This is a genomic window from Marinobacter sp. M5B (assembly GCF_042604615.1).
In the GTDB taxonomy this organism is placed as follows: domain Bacteria; phylum Pseudomonadota; class Gammaproteobacteria; order Pseudomonadales; family Oleiphilaceae; genus Marinobacter; species Marinobacter salarius.
This window is the reverse complement of record NZ_CP156894.1, coordinates 2,126,641-2,145,601: the sequence shown is the minus strand read 5'-3', so window position 1 is coordinate 2,145,601 and position 18,961 is coordinate 2,126,641. Positions and strand designations below refer to the sequence as shown.

The following is an 18,961-nucleotide window of genomic DNA, read 5'->3' as shown; positions in this document are numbered from 1 at the left end:
TTTCGATCGCCGGCCGCCTGCAATGGCCCTGAGACCTGTGCAGCGAAGCCTGATTCTTGTTAGTTTTTGTAAATTCTGCCGCATAAGGCGCCATGAAACCTTGATGGGCTTGGCAGTTCCGGCCTGTTGAACGGATTTGAAGGCATTTATTGGCCGAAGCGCTTACCGTTGGTCAGGTAGGCTTGCTCCTCCGGGCTCGAGGAGCGTTTCAGTGCCTGGTTGCGGTGTGGAAAACGGCCGAATTGGTGGATGATATCCCGATGGTCACGGGCGGATTGTAGAAAACTCTCCATAAAATCTCCGACAATGCCATCGGTAGCGGCGGCCAATTGCGAGTAACACTCCACAGACAGATCCTGATCCTCACGTTTTTCCGAGTGCTGCAGCGGCATATAGAGGAAGCCCCGCTTTACCGGGGGCAATTCCATGTCCTGTCCATCACGCATCGCTGCCTTACAGAGCTGTACAGACAACCGGTCATTGGAAAACGCCAGCGCTCCGCCCCGATGTATATTCCGTGTGAACTGATCCAGCAGGATGATCTCTGCAAGAGCCCCACCGGCCGTCTTGCGCCAGTGCCGCAGACCGTCCTCTGACGCAAAAAGGACCATCGACAGGAAGCGTCGCCGGATTTCCTGGTCGAAGGCACGCGTGGAACGGAACCAGCGATTCCTGTGAAAGCTGTCCGGCAGGCCGTGCTCATCAAGTTCACCAAACCAGAAATCCAGAATCTCTTTCCAATCGAACATATACCCATCCTATCGTCATCGAGCAGCACAGTGGCAGGCCTGCGGCTGCTACACTTTAGATTACTATCCCAGCTTTTATTCATACCAGGAGATACTATGAACGGAGAAGCTCCCCGAATAATCCTACTTGCCCATGGAAGCAGCGATGAGCGCTGGTGCCGGACGTTCGAAGCATTGGCAACCCCGACACTTGAATCTGTACCCGGGTCCCGCATTGCCTATATGGAACTGGCAGAGCCCTCCCTGGATACGGTTATCAGCGAGGGAGCAAGTGAAGGCGTCCGACAGTATACCGTCGTGCCGCTGTTCCTGGCGGCGGGCCGTCATCTCAGAAAAGACGTTCCCGCGATGATCGAGGGGCTACAAAGCCAACACGAGGTCAGCATTACGCTTGCACCACCCATCGGTGAGAATCCCGAACTGGGGAAAGCCATTCGTGACGTTGTGATCCACGAACTCGACAGCCACAAACAGCCGGCATAACCCATCACCGACAACTATCAATAGCCGACCATTAACCGACCCAGGAGCGAGCAGCAATGGATAATCGGATTCTGATCACCGGAGGCACCGGATTCATCGGCCAATCATTGTGCCAACAACTGATCAGCAAAGGCTACGCCCCAACCGTCTTCAGCAGACAGTCCACGGCAAACGTTCAGGCTCTTTGTGGACGTGTAGAGGCGTTGGGAGATCTCGAGCTGCTACGAGGCCACCCGGGGTTCGGTGCGGTTATCAACCTGGCTGGCGAAGGCATCGCCGATAAACGGTGGTCCGATCGCCGCAAACAGGAACTGCGGGACAGCCGTATCGGCCTTACTAGCCTCCTGGCGAACGTGATAAGGAGCTGGGAATCACTCCCGCGCGTGCTGGTGTCCGGTTCTGCGGTGGGTTTCTACGGCGACCAGGGCCGTGAACGCGTGACTGAGCAAACGTTGCCCCATGACGAACTCACTCATCGCATGTGCCGCGACTGGGAACAGGAAGCTCTGAGCCTGGAGGCTGATGGCGTTCGCGTATGCCTGTCGCGGACGGGGATTGTTGCCGGCCCGGGTGGCGGTTTCCTGCAGCGCATGCTTCTACCCTTCCGCCTGGGTCTTGGGGGACGACTTGGCGACGGCGAACAGTTCATGCCATGGGTTCACCGGGACGACGTGGTCGCAGCGCTTGTCTGGATGCTCGAATCCGACAAGGCCAACGGCCCCTACAACGTCGTGAGCCCCAACCCGGTCACCAACCGGCAGTTTACAAAGTGTCTTGCCGGCGTTTTGGGCCGGCCGGCCATTTTCCCGGCACCAAGTCCGGTCCTTAAGTTGGCGCTGGGCGAAATGTCCCGGTTGTTACTGACCGGCCAAATGGCCATACCCGAAAGACTCGAAGCCGAAGGGTTCCATTTCCAGTATCCTGAATTGGGCCCAGCCCTGGCGGATTCGGTAAGGTACTGAGGCGGTCCTCGGAAAGGCTCAGGGCAGCTTCCTCGACCAACCTGCTGTGCTCGCGAAAGCTATTATTTTTTAAAAACCGTTTGACAGCTCGTATCGCCTTACTTAATATACGCGCCACCTCGACGAGGCAAGCTTTTGAAGCGATGCGTCCCCTTCGTCTAGTGGCCTAGGACTCCGCCCTTTCACGGCGGCAACAGGGGTTCGAACCCCCTAGGGGACGCCATTTTTTCAGCTTCTTTTTCTTTGCAGGTCCACTCTGCACTCCCAATCGATCAGCCCTGCATGCGCAGGCGTTCAACACCCCCGAACACTGCCCGCTCCCAAGACATTAACAAATCCTGAACAGTGACACATTTCTCCCGATTTTTCCTATATTTGCGAGGCATTTGCAAGAAACTGCTGCTATAGTCCTGAGAACACCGTCTGACCATGCTCATTGAAACCTGCCAGGGTGGCCGAAGTATAGGACATGCAAAAACTGTTGACTCGCCTGCAACGATTTCGAACCGGGTCTCCCCTGTCCTTCAGGCTGCTCGCATACATCCTGTTGTTCAGCTCGTTGTTCACGCTCATCTCTTCAGCTATCCAGATATACTCGGATTACCGGAAGGACCTGTCGCAGATCGACAGGCGCATGATGGTTGTCGAAACCGGCTATACCTCCAGTCTGGCCCGCAGCCTATGGGCGCTGGATCAGAAACTCCTACAGACCCAGCTCGAAGGCATACTCAGCCTGCCAGACATCGTTCACCTACGCCTCAAAATTGAACCGGATTCCGAACTGGTCATGGGCGAAATCCCTCGCAACGCCCAGACAATCAGCCATACGTTCAAGCTCACCCACCAGGGTGATGAAATGTTCAGTTTGGGTCAGTTGACCATCACCGCCGATCTGAAGCGGGTGTTCTCGGACATGCGCCAAAAAGTCGTAGTGGTGCTGACCACCCAGTTCCTGAAGACCTTTTTCGTTTCGATCCTGATCATCTGGATTTTCCAGCACTTCATTGCGCGGCACCTGACCACCATGGCCAACTACGCCCGCAATTTCTCACTCAACAACCTGTCAGACCCGCTTGAACTGGACCGACCGGACACCCAACTGAATCGAAATGACGAACTGGCCCAGGTCACCGTTGCCATCAACCAGATGCGGGAACGTCTCAACGATGACCTCGAGCGACAGGAGCGCGATGCCCAGGAAATCCGAAAATTCTCCAAGGCGATTGAGCAAAGCCCGTCATCGGTGCTGATTTGTGATCGCCAGTGGCGTATCGAATACGCCAACCAGAAATTCAGCCAGCTCACCGGCTACGACGCAGCCACCATCGCCGGAAAACACCCGGGCGTGCTATCCGAGGATGCACAGGCCCATCGAGAAAACCGCCAACTGTGGCAATCCATCCGACTTCAGGTCCAACGCGTGGGGGTCTGGCAGGGGGAAATCAACAGCGTTCGCAAGAACGGTGAGCGCTTCTGGGAACAACTGATCGTAACCCCCATCAAGAATTCCAAGGGCGAAGCCACCGGCTACCTGATTCTTGGCGAAGATATCAGCATTCGCAAGCGCTACGAGCAACAACTGCTCAGACAGGCTAACTACGACATCCTGACCGGGCTTCCCAACCGGATGCTCGCCCTGGATCGCCTGAAACTGGCCCTGGCCCAGGCAAGACGCGAAAGCTCCCTGGTTGGCGTGATGTTTCTCGACCTGGACAACTTCAAGCACATTAACGATACCCTTGGGCACGACGCCGGTGACAACCTCCTGATAGAGGCCGCACGACGGATTTCCAGCTGCCTTCGGGGTACCAGCACCGTCGCCAGGCTTGGTGGTGATGAGTTTCTGGTGATATTGCCCGGCCTGACGGGCCCCGAGGCGACGTCACAGGTGGCAGAGCGTATCCTCAAGACCTTTGCCCCTCCTTACTTGCTGAATGGCCAGGAAGTGTTCGTAACCACCAGTATCGGTATCTCCGTTTTCCCGAACGACTCCGATAACAGCGGCACCCTGCTTCAACACGCCGATGCCGCCATGTACCAGGCCAAACACAAGGGTAAAAGTGCCTATGCTCTCTTTGCTCCGGAAATGACGGAAGTCTCCCATGAACGGCTGCAGATGGAATCGCTGATGCGCCGGGCCCTGGAGCAAAAAGAGTTTGAGCTCTACTACCAGCCCATTGTTCGCACTGAGTCCGGACAACTGTGCTCTGCTGAAGCCCTGCTGCGCTGGAATAACCCCGGTATGGGTATGGTCATGCCCGACCGGTTTATACCCCTGGCGGAAGAAACCGGCCTGATAACGCCGATTGGTGAATGGGTGTTACGGGAAGCCTGCCTGGCGGCCATACGCTGGAAAGAGTCCACTGGTACGGACATCGGCATTTCAGTCAACGTATCTCCCAGGCAATTCAGGGATCCGGGCTTTGTCGACACCGTCATGAATGCTCTCAAAGCCAGCGGTTTGCCCCCCCAGCAACTGGAACTGGAAATCACTGAGCGACTGATCCTTGATAACACCATAGAAACCGCCGATATCCTGCGGCAACTCGATCAATCCGGTATTCGCCTGTCAGTTGATGACTTCGGTACCGGCTATTCGGCGCTCAGCTACCTCAAGAGCTACCCTTTCGATACCCTGAAAATCGACAAATCCTTTGTCCAGGACGTGATGAAGGAGCGGGAGGACGCCTCGCTGGTGAAGGCCATTATCAACATGGCCCACAGTCTTGGCTTGAGTGTAATTGCAGAAGGCGTGGAAGAAGAAGCCCAGACACACTTCCTGCAACAGGAAGGCTGTGACTATTCACAAGGCTATTTCTACAGCAGGCCGATGCCCGAAAACGAGTTTCAGGAGTGGCTAAAGACCAACCATCGCGCCCTTTGATGCAGCACCGACTGCCTGGCGCTGCCCCGACGGTCGGATCGTTTCAGCGTTTCTTGCTCTTCATTCGCGCTTTCTTCCGCACCGGCCGCCCTTTCTTCAGGTCATTGTCCTGTTTGACCTTCTGACGCGGCGTCAGCCGGCTAACCTTATTAGCGAACGGGTTTTCACTGGAACGGAACTCGAAGCGAATGGGAGAACCATTGACCTTCAGCACTTTACGGAAGGTATTCTCCAGATAGCGCTTGTAAGCCCCTGGCAACGCATCAGTCTGATTGCCATGGACCACAATCACTGGAGGATTGGACCCACCCTGGTGGGCATACCGCAGTTTTATTCTTCGCCCCTGCACAAGCGGCGGCTGGTGTTGGGCGGTCGCGTCCTGAAGGATGGCCGTCAGGCGATTGGTCGGCCACTTGGCCATCGCTGACTCATAGCAGGCGTGAACCGAATCGTACATGACGCCCACACCGGACCCGTGAAGAGCGGATATATAGTGTTTGTCGGCATAGTCAAGAAAGTCCAGGCGGCGCTGAACCTGCTCTTTTACCTTGGCCCGGTCGTCCGGGTCCATGCCGTCCCATTTGTTGACCGCAATCACCAGGGAACGGCCGGCGTCCAGAACAAAGCCAATCAAATGCAGGTCCTGGTCCACCAGACCTTCCCGGGCGTCGATAACCAGGATGACCACATGGGCGTCATCGATAGCCTGGAGGGTCTTGATGATGGAAAACTTCTCCACCACCTCACTGACATTCTTGCGCCGGCGCACACCGGCCGTATCGATCAGTGTGTACTGGTTATCCATGCGTTCAAACGGGATGTAAACGCTGTCCCGGGTGGTGCCGGGCATGTCATAGACGATCACCCGGTCCTCTCCGAGCATGCGGTTGACCAATGTTGACTTGCCCACGTTCGGTCGCCCGACAATACCAATGCGTATGCCCGGATAACGATCGGCACGGTCCTGCCCTTCGCGCTCTTCCTCGGACGGCAGCAACTCTTCCAGCATGGAGCGAATGCCCCGGTTGTGAGAGGCAGCAATCAGATAGGTAGACTCAAAGCCCAGGCCGTAGAAATCGGAAGCGGCGATGTCGGGGTCCTGGCCATCCGTCTTGTTGACCACCAGATGCGCCCGCTTGCCGGTTTTCCGAAGATGGGCAGCAATCAGTTCGTCGCCGCCATTGAGGCCGGCCTTGCCATCTACCAGAAACAGGACAATGTCAGCTTCCTCGACAGCCTGCATGGACTGGCGGGCCATTTCAGCGTCCAGGCCTTCCTCACCCCCGGTCAGGCCACCGGTATCAATCACGATAAAGCGCTGCCCTTCGTAATTGCCCTCACCGTATTTACGATCACGGGTTAAGCCGGGGAAATCCGCTACAAGCGCATCCCGGGACCGCGTCATTTGATTAAACAGTGTCGATTTGCCCACGTTGGGGCGCCCGACAAGAGCAATTACAGGGGTCATAGTCTTTCGCTACACATTAAACAGGGCCCGCGCTTCACAGCGATAGGGCCGGAAAGGAGCACTCAGTCGAGCGTCCGGAGTTTCAATACCGACAGTTTACCGCTATTGCCATACACAAGAAGGTTACCGTTCTGCAGGCGCTGGAAAGGCACCCGCAGGCCCTCGTCGTCAAATTCAAGCTGACCCACCAGGCTGCCGTCTTCCAACGACAACATATGAATATACCCCTCGAAATCACCAATCAACAGGTAATCCTCATAGACAACCGGCTGCGTTGGCTGCCGCCAGGATAACCGGTCCTGAACCCACAGCTCGCGACGGTCGGAACCGCGGTAGGCCGTGATATCGCCGTTGGCACCCGCGACAAAAATATTACCGTTGCCGATCATTGGTGACTGCAGGCTGGAGGCGGGACGACTCCAGATTTCCTGTCCGGTTTGCAGGTCAACCAGCGCAAGCTTGCCCTGATAGCCCACAATCATCGCTGCGCTCTCTAGAATCAGCGGCTCACCGGCCACATCAACAAGCCGTTCAAGCTCGGTACGGCCCTGCGGCTGGCCGACTTCATACTGCCAAACGGGCTGGCCGGTCTCAGTGGAGATCGCCATGAGCTTGCCGTTGGCCAGTGAAGCCAGCACAAGGTCTGCCCCGACAAGCGGCGACGCCGCTGCACGTATTGACAGGACCGGGACATCACTGTCGTATTGCCATGCCTGCTCCCCGGAGGCGGTATCAAACGCCAGCACCTTGCCATCAATGGTCTGTGTCACCACCAGGCGTCCGTTGGACTGGGGGGACGCCAACACTTCGTTGGGCAAAGGCTGCCGCCAAAGCTCAGAACCATCTTCGCGCGACAGTGCCATCAGCTCAGCATCACGGGTGACCAGGTACAGGTTTCCCTGATCGCCACCAACGCCGGCACTGATTTCCTCGTCAAGATCCCGGAACCAGAATACCTCGCCGTTTTCGGAGCCGACGGCATAAACCTCGCCATCGGCTGATGCCGCATACAAACGGTCTCCGGTGTTCAGAGGGGCGAGGTACAGGAAGTTGTCATCATGCCCGTCCCCAACACCCATACTCCAGACAGGCTCAAGCCCGACACTGGATGAAATCTCCGGAACCGGTGCAGGTTGCTCAAAGGTGTCACTGGTACTACATCCTGCAAGGACAGCCAGTGTCAGCATACCCGCAAGCGAAAGGAGTCTGGTATGCCCGTTAACCAACCAGGGCATCAGGCTCCCTCCTCAACACCAAGGTCGGATAGCTTGAGCTCAAGAATGCCGCTACGACCCTGCTGGTTCATTTCACGGGCCGCCAGATACGCTTCACGAGCCCCCTCACGATTACCCTGGGCTAGCAGGATGTCGCCTTTAAGCTCGGTAAAAATAGCGCCGAAACTACCGGTATTGTCCGTACCCTCAATGGTTGCCAAAGCCTCTTCGTACTGCTCCGCCGCGAACTGGGCGCGGGCCAGGCGGTTGCGAATAACCATTGCCAACGCTCCGCTTTCGCCGGCTTTTTCCTGCGCCCAGGTCAGGGACTCGATCGCCCCTTCCGGATCGCCCTGGTCCATAACCTGCTGGCGAGCAAGCATCAACATGCCATAAACAGCGAAGGCGCTGTCGCTGTATTCTTCTCGCAGGTTCTCGGCCACGTAGGCAACGGTATCTGCGCGATTTTCATCTGTCTCATCGCTATAGGCATTGATCAGCTCGGCAAACTGGGAAGCCGCTTCCGTACGCTGCTGCATTTGATGGTTCTGCCAGGCCTGCCACCCGAAAACAATCGCCAGCGCCGCACCGACGCCAATCAGGAGCGAGCTGCCATTCTTCTTCCACCAGTCCTTGATTGCCTGGACCGTTTCTTCCTCAGTACGCATTTCAGCCATGATGACTCCTGCAATAGATGATTATTATGCTGTAACTCGTCGGCGCGCCATCAGCGGCCAAGCAATTCTTCAAGCGTCGCGGCCAGATCACCCTGAGCAACGTCTAGTTGCCCCTCGTCTGACCGTAACGGCTTAAGGCCGACCGTCCCGTTGGCAACCTCATTCTCACCCAGAATGACCGCGTAACGGGCGCCACTGCGATCAGCCTTTTTCATCTGACTCTTGAAACTGCCGCCGCCACAGTGCCCCATAACCGTTACGCCCGGCAAAGCGTCACGAAGGGATTCACCCAGCGCCAATGCGGGTGCCACGGTGGATTCACCCATAGCCGCAACATACACATCGACATTGCCATTGGCACTGTCTGGCACAAGGTTAAGCGTTTCCAGCAGGAGGATCAGTCGTTCGAGCCCCATGGCGAAACCGACCGCAACCGTGGGCTTGCCTCCCAATTGCTCCACCAGCCCATCATAGCGACCACCGGCGCATATCGTCCCCTGGGCACCCAGGCTGTCGGTAATCCACTCGAATACAGTTTTGCCATAATAGTCGAGCCCGCGAACCAGCTTTGGATTCACCGTATACTCAATGCCAGCCGCGTCCAGCAACGAGCGCAGTTGCCGAAAATGATCCCGAGACTCGTCGTCGAGGTAATCATCCAGACGAGGCGCGTCCACCAGAAGTCTCTGGGTATCCGGGTTCTTGCTGTCCAGAATGCGTAGCGGGTTCGAGCCAAGACGCCGTTGGCTGTCTTCGTCCAACTGCTCCCGGTAATCCGAGAGGTACGCGACCAGCGCCTCGCGGTATTCCCGACGGGCAGCAGACGTACCTATGGAATTGATTTCCAGGCGGGTGTGTTCACTCAGTCCTAGCGCGCGCCAGAGCCTGGCCGTCAACACGAGGAGCTCAGCATCAATATCCGGGCCGGTCATGCCAAAACATTCCACGCCGATCTGGTGGAACTGACGGTAACGGCCTTTTTGGGGGCGCTCATGACGAAACATGGGGCCGGTGTACCAAAGCCGGCGGGTCTGATTAAAAAGCAGACCGTGTTCTTCGGCGGCGCGCACGCAGCCGGCCGTACCTTCGGGGCGCAGGGTCAGGCTGTCACCGTTGCGATCCTCAAAGGTGTACATCTCTTTCTCAACGATATCCGTCACTTCGCCAATAGAGCGCTTGAACAGGTCCGTCTGCTCAACCACCGGCATGCGAATTTCCTGATAACCGTACTGGGAAAGCACTTTCCTGACCGCGTCTTCCACAAACTGCCACACCGGCGTCTGCTCTGGCAGGATATCGTTCATCCCGCGGATTGCCTGGATCTTAGCCAAGTTACTACCTTATCTGTGTCGGTGATTTGACGATCTGCTCTCAGTCGGCCGACCGGGTAATGATCGCTTCTTCCTTTTCCTTGCGACGCGCCACTTCCTCACGGATCAGCCGTTCCAGGTCGTCGGTCAGGTTGGCATTGTCGAGCTTCTGATTGGGCTTGCCCGACGCGTAGAACAGGTTCTTGGGGCTGCCGCCGGTCAAGCCCAGGTCAGCAACCTTGGCCTCGCCCGGCCCGTTTACAATACAGCCAATGATGGCAACATCCAGGGACTCGTTGACGTCTTCCAGACGAGCCTCAAGGTCATTCATGGTCTGGATGACATCGAAATTCTGGCGTGAGCAGCTTGGGCACGCGACGAAGTTGATACCCCGGCTGCGCAGGCGCAAGCTTTTGAGAATATCGTAGCCGACCTTGATCTCCTGCACCGGGTCTGCCGCGAGCGATACTCTGATGGTATCCCCAATGCCGTCCATCAGCAGCATGCCCAGGCCAACAGAGGACTTCACTGTCCCGGAGCGAAAGCCACCAGCCTCGGTAATACCCAGATGCAGGGGTTGTTCTATCTGTGCAGCAATCTGACGATATGCCGCCACCGTCATGAAGACCTCTGAGGCCTTCAGGCTCACCTTGAAGTCCTGAAAATCATGACGGTCGAGAATGTCGATATGGCGCATGGCCGACTCAACCAGAGCCTCGGGTGTCGGTTCCCCGTACTTACGTTGCAGTGCCTTTTCCAGCGAGCCCGCGTTGACGCCAATACGAATCGGGATATTGCCATCCCGCGCGGCGCTGATCACGGCGCTGACACGGTCATCCCGACCGATATTACCCGGGTTGATACGAAGACAATCAACACCCAGTTCCGCCACCCGCAGAGCAATTCGGTGATCGAAATGGATGTCAGCCACCAATGGTACCGACACCATTGAGCGAATCTTGCCGAACGCTTCCGCAGCATCCATTGTAGGCACGGATACCCGCACAATGTCCGCTCCAGCTTCCTGCAGGGCGCGGATCTGGCCAACGGTTGCATCCACGTCACAGGTGTTGGTGTTGGTCATGCTCTGGACAGCAATAGGCGCATCGCCACCCACGGGAACATCGCCTACCATTATCTGGCGTGATTTGCGTCTTTTGATCGGAGATTCGTGATTCATATAGCCTGCTAACCGCAAAAGAGGGTTCGAAACGTTCAGATATCCAGCGAGAATTCTGCTCGGTTGTTGACGACCCGATAACCGGAAAGGTCAATCGGTTGGCCATCAAATCTTATAGATTCGATGGCATCGACTGCGCCGACAACAACGTCGATGGGCAGCCTGCCTGATACATTAATCCTGTCACCATCCCGTTGCAGGGATCCCACCAGGCGATTGCCCGCCGAATCGGTTACCTGAACCCAGCACTCATCGCTGAATGTCATTTCCAGGCGAGCGCTGCCGACGGCAGCCGTTGGCTGGGCGCTCTCCTGAAACGCTGGCTCCGGCTCACTGGTCACCACCGGAACCTGGCTCTCATCAATCTCATCGACAGCAGGTTGCGCAGCGGGAGCGGAATCGTCTTCAACCGTCGGGGCCGGAGAGCCAGAGACCTGCTCATTCACCTGAGGGTCCTCAGGCAGCTCTGCCAACTCGCTATTGTCCTCAACGATCGACGCTTCATCAACCGGCGCGGATAGCCTATCGGCCTCTTCCTCGGTTTCAGGCTCGGCTAACTCGGTATCGACAGTGTCGTCCACCGACACCGTCTCTTCGGACGGTTCAGGCTGCGCGGGAGCAGCCGTTTCCGAGGACACAGCCGGTTCCGTCGTGTCGCCTGTTATACCGTCCAATTCGCCCATAAAGCGCAATGCGAGAAAGGCAATTACTGCTATGGCCAGCAGGAGAAGCAGAAACTTTGCAACGCGTCGCTTGCGACGCCTGCGACGCTCGATATCAATCAGCGGATTCGCTTCTTCTGCCTGCACTTTTTGCTGTCGTAGCGGTTCGAGCTCCTCATCCAGCGTCGCGATCACCGCATCCGGATCAAGGTCAACCTGTCGTGCGTAGGTTCTGACATAGCCTTTAAGGAACAGTTCACTGTCGATCTGTTCATAATGCCCGTCCTCTATCGCCTGTATTATCGCCGGGCGAAGGTGCTGGGCATCGGCCACGGCGGAAACACTGAGCCCCTTCTGCTCACGCGCACGTTTGAGCAACTGGCCCGTAGGCTCACTCAGGCCCGACGGTTGTTGTGCGTCATCACTGTCCATTGGATGTCATCACCCTGTATTGTTGGTATTCGACAGAGTTTGGAAAATTGTTCTTCAGTTGGAGCGCAAGACTCGATTCCCGGTTCCTGTCGCCCTGATGCCGGGCAATGCGGATGCCGGTAAAAAGACTTTCAGGAGAATGGCGGAGATTCTGGTTCCGTTGCATCAACGTCATCAGGCGGCTGTAGTGACGAGAGGCGGCCTGGAGCTCTCCGGATTCGACCAACGTCCGTGACAGCGCAAGCAGTGACTTTGCATCACCACGGGATAATTCAACGGCGCGCCGGTACGCCGTCGTGGCGCCCTCAAGGTTGCCAATTCTCTCTTCCGTCAATCCTAGGTTAAAAAACACGGATGCCCTGTCGTTGTAGGACGTATCCCTCGACGCGGCCAGAAACTGTTCACGGGAGTCCTCGAATCGGCCCGCACCGTACAGGAAGGCACCGTAATAAACCCGCCCGCGGGTATAGCCCTGATCACTATCGAGTGACTCCCGGAACGACCGCTCAGCCAGTTCCGGTTCGCCCTCGGCGTTATAGATCAGCCCCATGGCTGCCAGCGCCCCGGGGTCATCGGGAGACAATTCTAGTGCTCGTTCAAGGTGATGCCGGGCCCTTTCGAGATTATCCTGGCCGATGTAGGCGGTACCCAACTGGACATAATTCCTGACGGCCTTGTCGCGATCTGCCTCGCGGGCAAACCGGCTATCGGTATTGGTCACACACCCTGCGACAAACATCGCCAGCAATACCACGACAAGCGCGGCTCGCATCCTTTTCACTGGAATAAATGTCACAGTCGGCAATTCCTCTTGAATTGGAAGGTGCATATCGGCACCGGGTTTACGGACTGACCTGCTGCACCTGGATATAACGCTGACTACGCTTGGTGCGGTCTTCCACCATCCCTACCAGCTGACCACAGGCTGCATCGATATCATCACCGCGAGTGGTTCTCACCGTGGCGATAAAGCCGGCCTCGTTCAGGACTGCCTGGAAACGGCGGGTCGCGTTGTTACTGGGACGGCGAAAATCGCTCTCGGGAAACGGATTGAACGGGATCAGGTTAATCTTGCACGGCAGGCCGCGAAGAACAACAGCGAGTTCCCTGGCGTGCTCAGGCTGATCATTAACGCCTTCGATGACCGTGTACTCAATGGTTGCCTTCCGCTTGTCAGGCAGACGTGCAAGATAACGACGCGTCGCTGCCAGCAACTCCGCAATAGGGTACTTTTTATTCAACGGCACCAACTGGTTACGCAACTCATCATTGGGCGCATGGAGCGAAATGGCCAGTGAAACATCGGTAACTTCACCCAATTTGTCCAGTGCCGGAACCACCCCAGAGGTGCTGACGGTGACACGTCGCTTGGAAATGCCGTACGCCAGGTCCTCCATCATCAGGTTCATGGCATCGACAACGTTGTCGAAGTTCAGCAACGGTTCACCCATCCCCATCATTACCACATTGGTAATCGGGCGGTCCGGGCCGGGTTCAAATGGCATGAACGCCTTACGCGCAACCCAGACCTGCCCGATGATTTCGGCAGCGGTAAGATTGCGGTTAAATCCACGCTTGCCCGTTGAACAAAACGTGCAATCGAGGCTGCAGCCAATCTGCGACGATACGCACAGCGTGCCGCGCTCGCCGTCAGGTATGAGCACGGTTTCAACACTGTTGCCGTTGTCCATGCGCATGACCCATTTGCGGGTACCGTCTTTGGAGGACTCGTCGTACACCACCTCCGGCCCACGAATTTCCGCAACGGCCTTCAGCTTTTCCCGCAGCACCCGACTCATATTGGTCATTTGATCGAAGTCATCGGCCCCGCGCTGGTGAATCCATTGCAGCACCTGTGTTGCGCGGAAACGTTTCTCCCCCAGGGATTCAAAAAAGGCCTCCATTTTGGCCTTGGGCATTCCCAGAAGGTTGGTTTTCTCAGCAACAGCTGTCATTTCATAACCTCAATCAAATAACCAATACGGGCCGGACGTATGTCCGGCCCGATACAGCCTGATCAGCCGCGCGGGCAGATCTCACTGTCATTAAAGAAATACGCAATTTCGCGCTCAGCTGACGCGGCGGAATCTGAACCATGAACAGCGTTTGCGTCAATTGAAGATGCAAAGTCGGCACGAATGGTGCCTGCTTCCGCTTCCTTGGGGTTGGTTGCTCCCATCAGGTCACGATTCTTCAGGATAGCACCATTGCCTTCCAGAACCTGAACAACCACAGGGCCGGAGGTCATGAACGCAACCAGATCATTGAAAAACGGGCGCTCCTTGTGCTCGGCGTAGAACCCTTCTGCCTGCTCCTGGGTCAGGTGCATCATTTTCGCAGCGACGATGGTCAGGTCCGCTTTTTCGAAGCGTGTGTAGATTTCGCCGATCACATTTTTTGCGACTGCATCGGGCTTGATAATCGAGAGCGTGCGCTCATTTGACATGATCTATCTCCATTCAGGTTCAGAAAAATTTCAGGGTTGGGATTATACGCAGTCCGGAGGCAACTGCCTACCGCACTGAACGGAGACGGGTTACAACGTCAACGATTTGCGCCGCTGCGAAGTCTGCCTCCTCTTCCGTCGAAAAGCGTCCAAAGGAAAACCGGAGAGCTCGATGCGCCTGCTCATCATCCAGCCCAATGCCCTTGAGTACAAACGAAGGCTCAATAGTGGCCGAAGAACAGGCCGAACCAGACGAAACCGCCAATTCACGCAATCCCAGCATCAGGGATTCCGCATCGACACCGGCAAACGAGAGGTTGATGATACCCGGCACCCGATGTTCGGCACTGCCGTTAAGCGTCACGCCCTCAAGACCTTCAAGACCCGACATGAAACGCTTCCGCAGGGATTCCAGCCGCGCCTTCTCCTGCTCGAGTTTTTCGCCGGCCAGATCAAAGGCTTTGCCCATGCCGACGATTTGGTGCGTAGGTAGTGTGCCGGAACGCATGCCCCGCTCATGACCACCGCCATGAATCTGCGATTCAATTCGCACGTCCGGAGAACGCCGCACATAGAGGGCGCCAATACCCTTGGGCCCGTATACCTTGTGCCCCGACAAGGACAACAGATCCACTGGCATGGCTCCCACATCCACCTCGGTCTTGCCAGCCGCCTGCGCCGCGTCCACATGAAACAGCACACCGCGTTCGCGAAGCATGGTACCGATGGCGGCGATATCCGTTTGGCTACCCAGTTCATTGTTGACCATCATCAGGCTGACCAAAGCGGTATTGTCCCGGAGCGCATCTTCAACCTGTTGACAGGACACCCGCCCGTCCGCGCCCGGTTTCAGCCAGGTCACCTCAACACCCTGCCCTTCAAGCCACTTGCAGGTATCAAGCACCGCCTTGTGTTCAATCATCGATGTCACAATGTGCGGATTGTTCTTGCCTGTAACAGCACCCTTGATGGCGAGGTTGTCGGACTCGGTAGCGCCGGACGTCCACACAATCTCACGTGGGTCTGCATGGATCAGACTGGCCACCTGACGGCGAGCACCTTCAACGGCGGCTTCGGCCTGCCAGCCAAAGCCATGGGAGCGTGAGGCAGGGTTGCCAAACACACCATCAGGCGTCAGGTATTTGACCATTTCTTCGGCAACGGCAGGGTCTACGGGCGTGGTGGCCGCATAATCCAGATAGACGGGCTTTTTCATAGAAGTTTCAGGATAGTCGTTCAGGCCGGCGCCTGATCCGTAAGGCGCTCGGTGTTAATCGTCTGTGAGTCGCCGTCTGAATGGCGCCTGTTCTGCCGATCGGCAACCACCTGAATCTCCCGTTTACGCATCAGGTCCCCAAGACTGATATCACTGAGGAACTGATGAATCTGATCACTGAGATCAGACCACAGGTGGTGGGTCAGGCATTTCTCGCCATTCTGGCAATCACCCTTGTTGCCGCAACGGGTGGTATCCAGGGATTCGCTGACCGCGTCGACAACTTCCGCAATAAAGACGGAGTCTGCCTCACGGCTCAGGCGATAACCACCGCCAGGGCCCCGGATACTCGTCACCAGTTTGTGACGGCGAAGGCGGGAAAATAACTGCTCGAGATACGAGAGGGAAATCTCCTGCCGGGCAGAAATGTCAGCCAGACTCACCGGCCCCTGATCCCCATGAAGGGCGAGATCCAGCATTGCCGTCACCGCATAGCGGCCTTTGGTGGTCAGTCTCATAACGTCAGCCCCGGTCAGGGATTGATTCGGCTTTAACAACGCCGAGTATGAATTGACCTACCAAAACAGTCAAGTATTCACCGTTGCGACGGCTCGTCGTCCCGCACGCAGTCAAAATCCTCCTCCTGCAGCGGCGGCAACTCGCCGTTCTGGTATTCACTGTTCACCTTGCGAAGCGCTTTGCACATATTCTCAATGCGGTCATCCACAGCATGCATATGATCCAGCAGGCTGCGCATGGCCCGGGCTACCGGGTCCGGCATTTCCTCGGTCACACCATAGGCATCGAAGCCCATGCGTTCTTCCATTTCCTTGCGCCGGGCGTCATCTTCCCCTTTGCGCTTCACCACAACCCGACCAGGAATACCGACAACCGTCGCGCCAGGCGGAACCTCTTTGGTCACCACGGAGTTAGAGCCAATCTTGGCGCCCTCGCCCACCGTAAACGGCCCGAGGATCTTGGCACCGGCACCCACCACAACACCGTCACCCAGCGTCGGATGGCGCTTACCCTTGTTCCAACTCGTCCCTCCCAGGGTAACGCCCTGATAAAGCGTGACGTCGTCACCGATCACCGTGGTCTCACCAATGACAACACCCATGCCGTGATCGATAAAGAAACGCCGCCCGATCGTGGCACCGGGATGAATTTCGATGCCAGTCAGCCAACGGGCGATCGAAGAAAACGTTCGTGCAATCCACTTCAGGCCAAGACCCCAAAGCCAATGGGAGAACCGGTGGCACAGGAGCGCGTGCAAACCCGGGTAATTGGTCAGCACCTCGAAAGTATTGCGAGCGGCGGGATCACGATGAAACACGCTGTTCACATCTTCCCTTAGACGTTCAAACATAACCCTATTCCTGTTCACCGGCCGTTGAACCAGCCTTTGACGTATTTTTTGCGGTATCCGCAGCACCAGCCGACTTCTGGACGGCGGTCAGTATTCCCCGAAGGATATTGATCTCCATCTGATCCAGCCCGGCACGCTGGAACAGCCGCCGCAGCCGCGTCATCAACTGACGGGGATTGTCCCGGCGGTGAAAGTCCACATCCACAAGCACCTGTTCAAGATGATTGAAAAAACCCTCAACATCGCGGACAGGCGCGGGCGGTACATCCCAACCTTCATCGCCGGGCGCCATCATAGGCTTGAGATATGGGCTGCCGTCGCCACCTTCAAGGCCTTTCAGATAATGCATACGCAATTCATAGCACATTACCTGAACCGCCATGGCCAGATTCAGGGAACTGTAATCGGGATTTGACGGGATATGAATGTGGAAATGACAACGCTGCAACTCTTCATTGCTCAGCCCATGGTTCTCACGCCCAAAGACCAGCGCCACCTGCCCCGCTTCTGACTGCTGCGAAGCCTTGGCCGCGGCGTCTGGTGGAGCGATAACCGGCCAGGGGACCTTTCGCCCTCTCGCGCTGGTACCCATAACGCACACACAATCGGCAATAGCTTCGTCCAGAGTCGAAACAACCGTGGCCTTGTCGAGAATATCGGAGGCGCCCGCTGCACGGGCGTAGGAGGCCTCATCAGGAAAAGACGCAGGATTTACCAGCCACAGGTTTCCCAGCCCCATGTTTTTCATGGCCCTGGCGACCGCACCGATGTTACCGGAATGGGACGTCTCAACCAGGACAATCCGGATCTGGTCGTTGTAGGTGTCAGGGCCCTCCAGGGGCTTAGCTGGCTTGTGCATGGCGGTAGAATCTCTATAAAAACTGGAAAGGTGCGCATGATAGCAGATCTACCCCCTTCCCCGCCTCTCCGGACATGCCCTGATACAGCGCCATCCGTGACACTGCGGAGTGGAAAAACATACAAGGCGGGTCAGTTTTTGATATGCTATGCGGCCTTCACACACCCGGATAATGAACACTCAGATGCAACCAGCAATCAAAATGGCCCTGCGCGTCGCGCGTCAGGGGTCCGACTATCTGAAAGCACACTTCGAACGCCAGGAACCCAACGGCGACAGCGAAGACCGCCGCAAGCAACTGGAGCGGGTCGAACAGTCCATTTACGACAATTTTTCCGAACAGCTCGACAAAGCCTACAAGGACCACGCCATCGCTCCTTTGAATGAGGCGGACGCCGACGGTAACGACAAGAGCTGGCACATTTTCCCGGTACTCGGACGTGAGAATTTTTTGCGCGGCATTCCTGACTTCGCCGTTGCGTTGCTGCAAAAGAAAAACAACCGCACCGAGAACCTGCTGCTGATCAATCCGGTCACCGGTGAGGAATACTCTGCCAGTCGCGGCCACGGTGCTGCACTAAACAGTCGGCGGGTGCGTACCAGCGACGTCAAGCATGCCGACCGTGCAGCCGTGGTCAGCAATCTTCTCGACCAGACCCGCTCTTCTGACGACCCACTGATGTGGGGCGAGATGGCATCCTTGCTGGCCCGTGACAGCAGCATGTTCCGAACCGCAGGTTGCGTGGCCCTTGATATCGCCCGGGTTGCTTCCGGCCATCTGGACGCCGCTGTTATTTTCCGTCCTGAGCCGGCTGACCTGGCCATCGGCGTCACGCTGGCACTGGAGTCCGGCGCTCTGACCGGCGATTTCTCCGGCAACCCCTCAACGGAGAAAGCAAAGCAGTTGATCGTCGCAAACCCCAAGCTGTTCCGTGAAGTACTCAAGACACTTCACCCGTTCCGGGGCCGACTGCCTCGCTAGGCATAAAGGCCAACGGCCAGGCATAAAAAAAGCCGCAACCCCATTTGGTGTTGCGGCTTTTTTGTGGC

General features: G+C 56.8%; 18 protein-coding genes and 1 tRNA gene. 5 read left to right on the top strand and 14 right to left on the bottom strand.

The annotated features are described in order from the left end of the window. Positions 1–146: 146 nt before the first annotated feature. Entirely contained in the window at positions 147–749 is a 603-nt protein-coding gene (locus tag AAGD24_RS09725) for a DUF924 family protein (RefSeq protein ID WP_041333206.1), read from the bottom strand. Positions 750–845: 96 nt separating this feature from the next. Between AAGD24_RS09725 and AAGD24_RS09720 the strand changes: the two genes are divergently transcribed. The 4 genes from AAGD24_RS09720 to AAGD24_RS09705 all read left to right on the top strand — a co-directional run bounded on the left by AAGD24_RS09720 (position 846) and on the right by AAGD24_RS09705 (position 5,078). Then, a complete protein-coding gene (locus AAGD24_RS09720) occupies positions 846–1,232 on the top strand; it encodes a sirohydrochlorin chelatase (protein WP_036208116.1) in 387 nt (128 codons plus the stop codon). Between the two features lie 56 nt (positions 1,233–1,288). Further along, positions 1,289–2,194: a TIGR01777 family oxidoreductase gene (locus tag AAGD24_RS09715; protein WP_379867276.1), complete on the top strand. Its 906-nt coding sequence runs from the start codon at positions 1,289–1,291 to the stop codon at positions 2,192–2,194. Between the two features lie 147 nt (positions 2,195–2,341). Continuing rightward, positions 2,342–2,417, top strand: a tRNA-Glu gene (locus AAGD24_RS09710). Between the two features lie 246 nt (positions 2,418–2,663). Next, positions 2,664–5,078 carry an EAL domain-containing protein gene (locus AAGD24_RS09705; protein ID WP_036208121.1) on the top strand — a complete coding sequence of 805 codons (2,415 nt, stop codon included), beginning with the start codon at positions 2,664–2,666 and terminating at the stop codon, positions 5,076–5,078. 43 nt (positions 5,079–5,121) lie between these two features. Here the strand turns inward: AAGD24_RS09705 and der are convergent, their stop codons facing one another. The 13 genes from der to trmJ form a co-directional block, all read right to left on the bottom strand. Beyond that, the gene (gene der / locus AAGD24_RS09700) at positions 5,122–6,546 is read right to left on the bottom strand and encodes a ribosome biogenesis GTPase Der (RefSeq protein ID WP_036208124.1); all 1,425 of its coding nucleotides are present in this window, start codon (positions 6,544–6,546) and stop codon (positions 5,122–5,124) included. Between the two features lie 62 nt (positions 6,547–6,608). Beyond that, the gene (gene bamB, locus AAGD24_RS09695; protein ID WP_151982032.1) at positions 6,609–7,781 is read right to left on the bottom strand and encodes an outer membrane protein assembly factor BamB; all 1,173 of its coding nucleotides are present in this window, start codon (positions 7,779–7,781) and stop codon (positions 6,609–6,611) included. Further along, entirely contained in the window at positions 7,781–8,437 is a 657-nt protein-coding gene (locus tag AAGD24_RS09690; protein ID WP_036208138.1) for a tetratricopeptide repeat protein, read from the bottom strand. The genes bamB and AAGD24_RS09690 overlap by 1 nt, the downstream gene beginning before the upstream one ends. 50 nt (positions 8,438–8,487) lie before the next feature. Then, on the bottom strand, positions 8,488–9,741 hold the full coding sequence (hisS, locus tag AAGD24_RS09685; protein ID WP_379867326.1) for a histidine--tRNA ligase: 1,254 nt from the start codon (positions 9,739–9,741) through the stop codon (positions 8,488–8,490). Between the two features lie 67 nt (positions 9,742–9,808). Next, a complete protein-coding gene (ispG, locus tag AAGD24_RS09680) occupies positions 9,809–10,927 on the bottom strand; it encodes a flavodoxin-dependent (E)-4-hydroxy-3-methylbut-2-enyl-diphosphate synthase (RefSeq protein ID WP_036208144.1) in 1,119 nt (372 codons plus the stop codon). Between the two features lie 35 nt (positions 10,928–10,962). Beyond that, positions 10,963–12,021 (bottom strand): RodZ domain-containing protein, encoded by a 1,059-nt coding sequence (locus AAGD24_RS09675; protein ID WP_127401124.1) that lies wholly within the window; start codon positions 12,019–12,021, stop codon positions 10,963–10,965. Further along, on the bottom strand, positions 12,011–12,793 hold the full coding sequence (gene pilW, locus AAGD24_RS09670) for a type IV pilus biogenesis/stability protein PilW (protein ID WP_126813246.1): 783 nt from the start codon (positions 12,791–12,793) through the stop codon (positions 12,011–12,013). The genes AAGD24_RS09675 and pilW overlap by 11 nt, the downstream gene beginning before the upstream one ends. A 70-nt stretch (positions 12,794–12,863) precedes the next feature. Further along, positions 12,864–13,976 (bottom strand): 23S rRNA (adenine(2503)-C(2))-methyltransferase RlmN, encoded by a 1,113-nt coding sequence (gene rlmN, locus AAGD24_RS09665; RefSeq protein WP_036208154.1) that lies wholly within the window; start codon positions 13,974–13,976, stop codon positions 12,864–12,866. Between the two features lie 62 nt (positions 13,977–14,038). Next, positions 14,039–14,467 carry a nucleoside-diphosphate kinase gene (gene ndk, locus AAGD24_RS09660; RefSeq protein WP_007152369.1) on the bottom strand — a complete coding sequence of 143 codons (429 nt, stop codon included), beginning with the start codon at positions 14,465–14,467 and terminating at the stop codon, positions 14,039–14,041. 67 nt (positions 14,468–14,534) lie between these two features. Beyond that, on the bottom strand, positions 14,535–15,683 hold the full coding sequence (locus tag AAGD24_RS09655; protein WP_127401122.1) for an IscS subfamily cysteine desulfurase: 1,149 nt from the start codon (positions 15,681–15,683) through the stop codon (positions 14,535–14,537). Between the two features lie 20 nt (positions 15,684–15,703). Further along, the gene (gene iscR, locus AAGD24_RS09650; protein WP_036208160.1) at positions 15,704–16,201 is read right to left on the bottom strand and encodes a Fe-S cluster assembly transcriptional regulator IscR; all 498 of its coding nucleotides are present in this window, start codon (positions 16,199–16,201) and stop codon (positions 15,704–15,706) included. Positions 16,202–16,278: 77 nt separating this feature from the next. After that, positions 16,279–17,052: a serine O-acetyltransferase gene (gene cysE, locus AAGD24_RS09645; RefSeq protein ID WP_041333191.1), complete on the bottom strand. Its 774-nt coding sequence runs from the start codon at positions 17,050–17,052 to the stop codon at positions 16,279–16,281. A gap of 4 nt (positions 17,053–17,056) precedes the next feature. Then, positions 17,057–17,911: a tRNA (cytosine(32)/uridine(32)-2'-O)-methyltransferase TrmJ gene (gene trmJ, locus AAGD24_RS09640; protein WP_199480929.1), complete on the bottom strand. Its 855-nt coding sequence runs from the start codon at positions 17,909–17,911 to the stop codon at positions 17,057–17,059. Between the two features lie 184 nt (positions 17,912–18,095). On the opposite strand from trmJ, the gene AAGD24_RS09635 reads away from it, so the two are divergent. Continuing rightward, positions 18,096–18,893, top strand: a complete 798-nt coding sequence (locus AAGD24_RS09635) for an inositol monophosphatase family protein (RefSeq protein ID WP_036208165.1) — start codon at positions 18,096–18,098, stop codon at positions 18,891–18,893. The last annotated feature ends 68 nt before the right edge of the window (positions 18,894–18,961 follow it).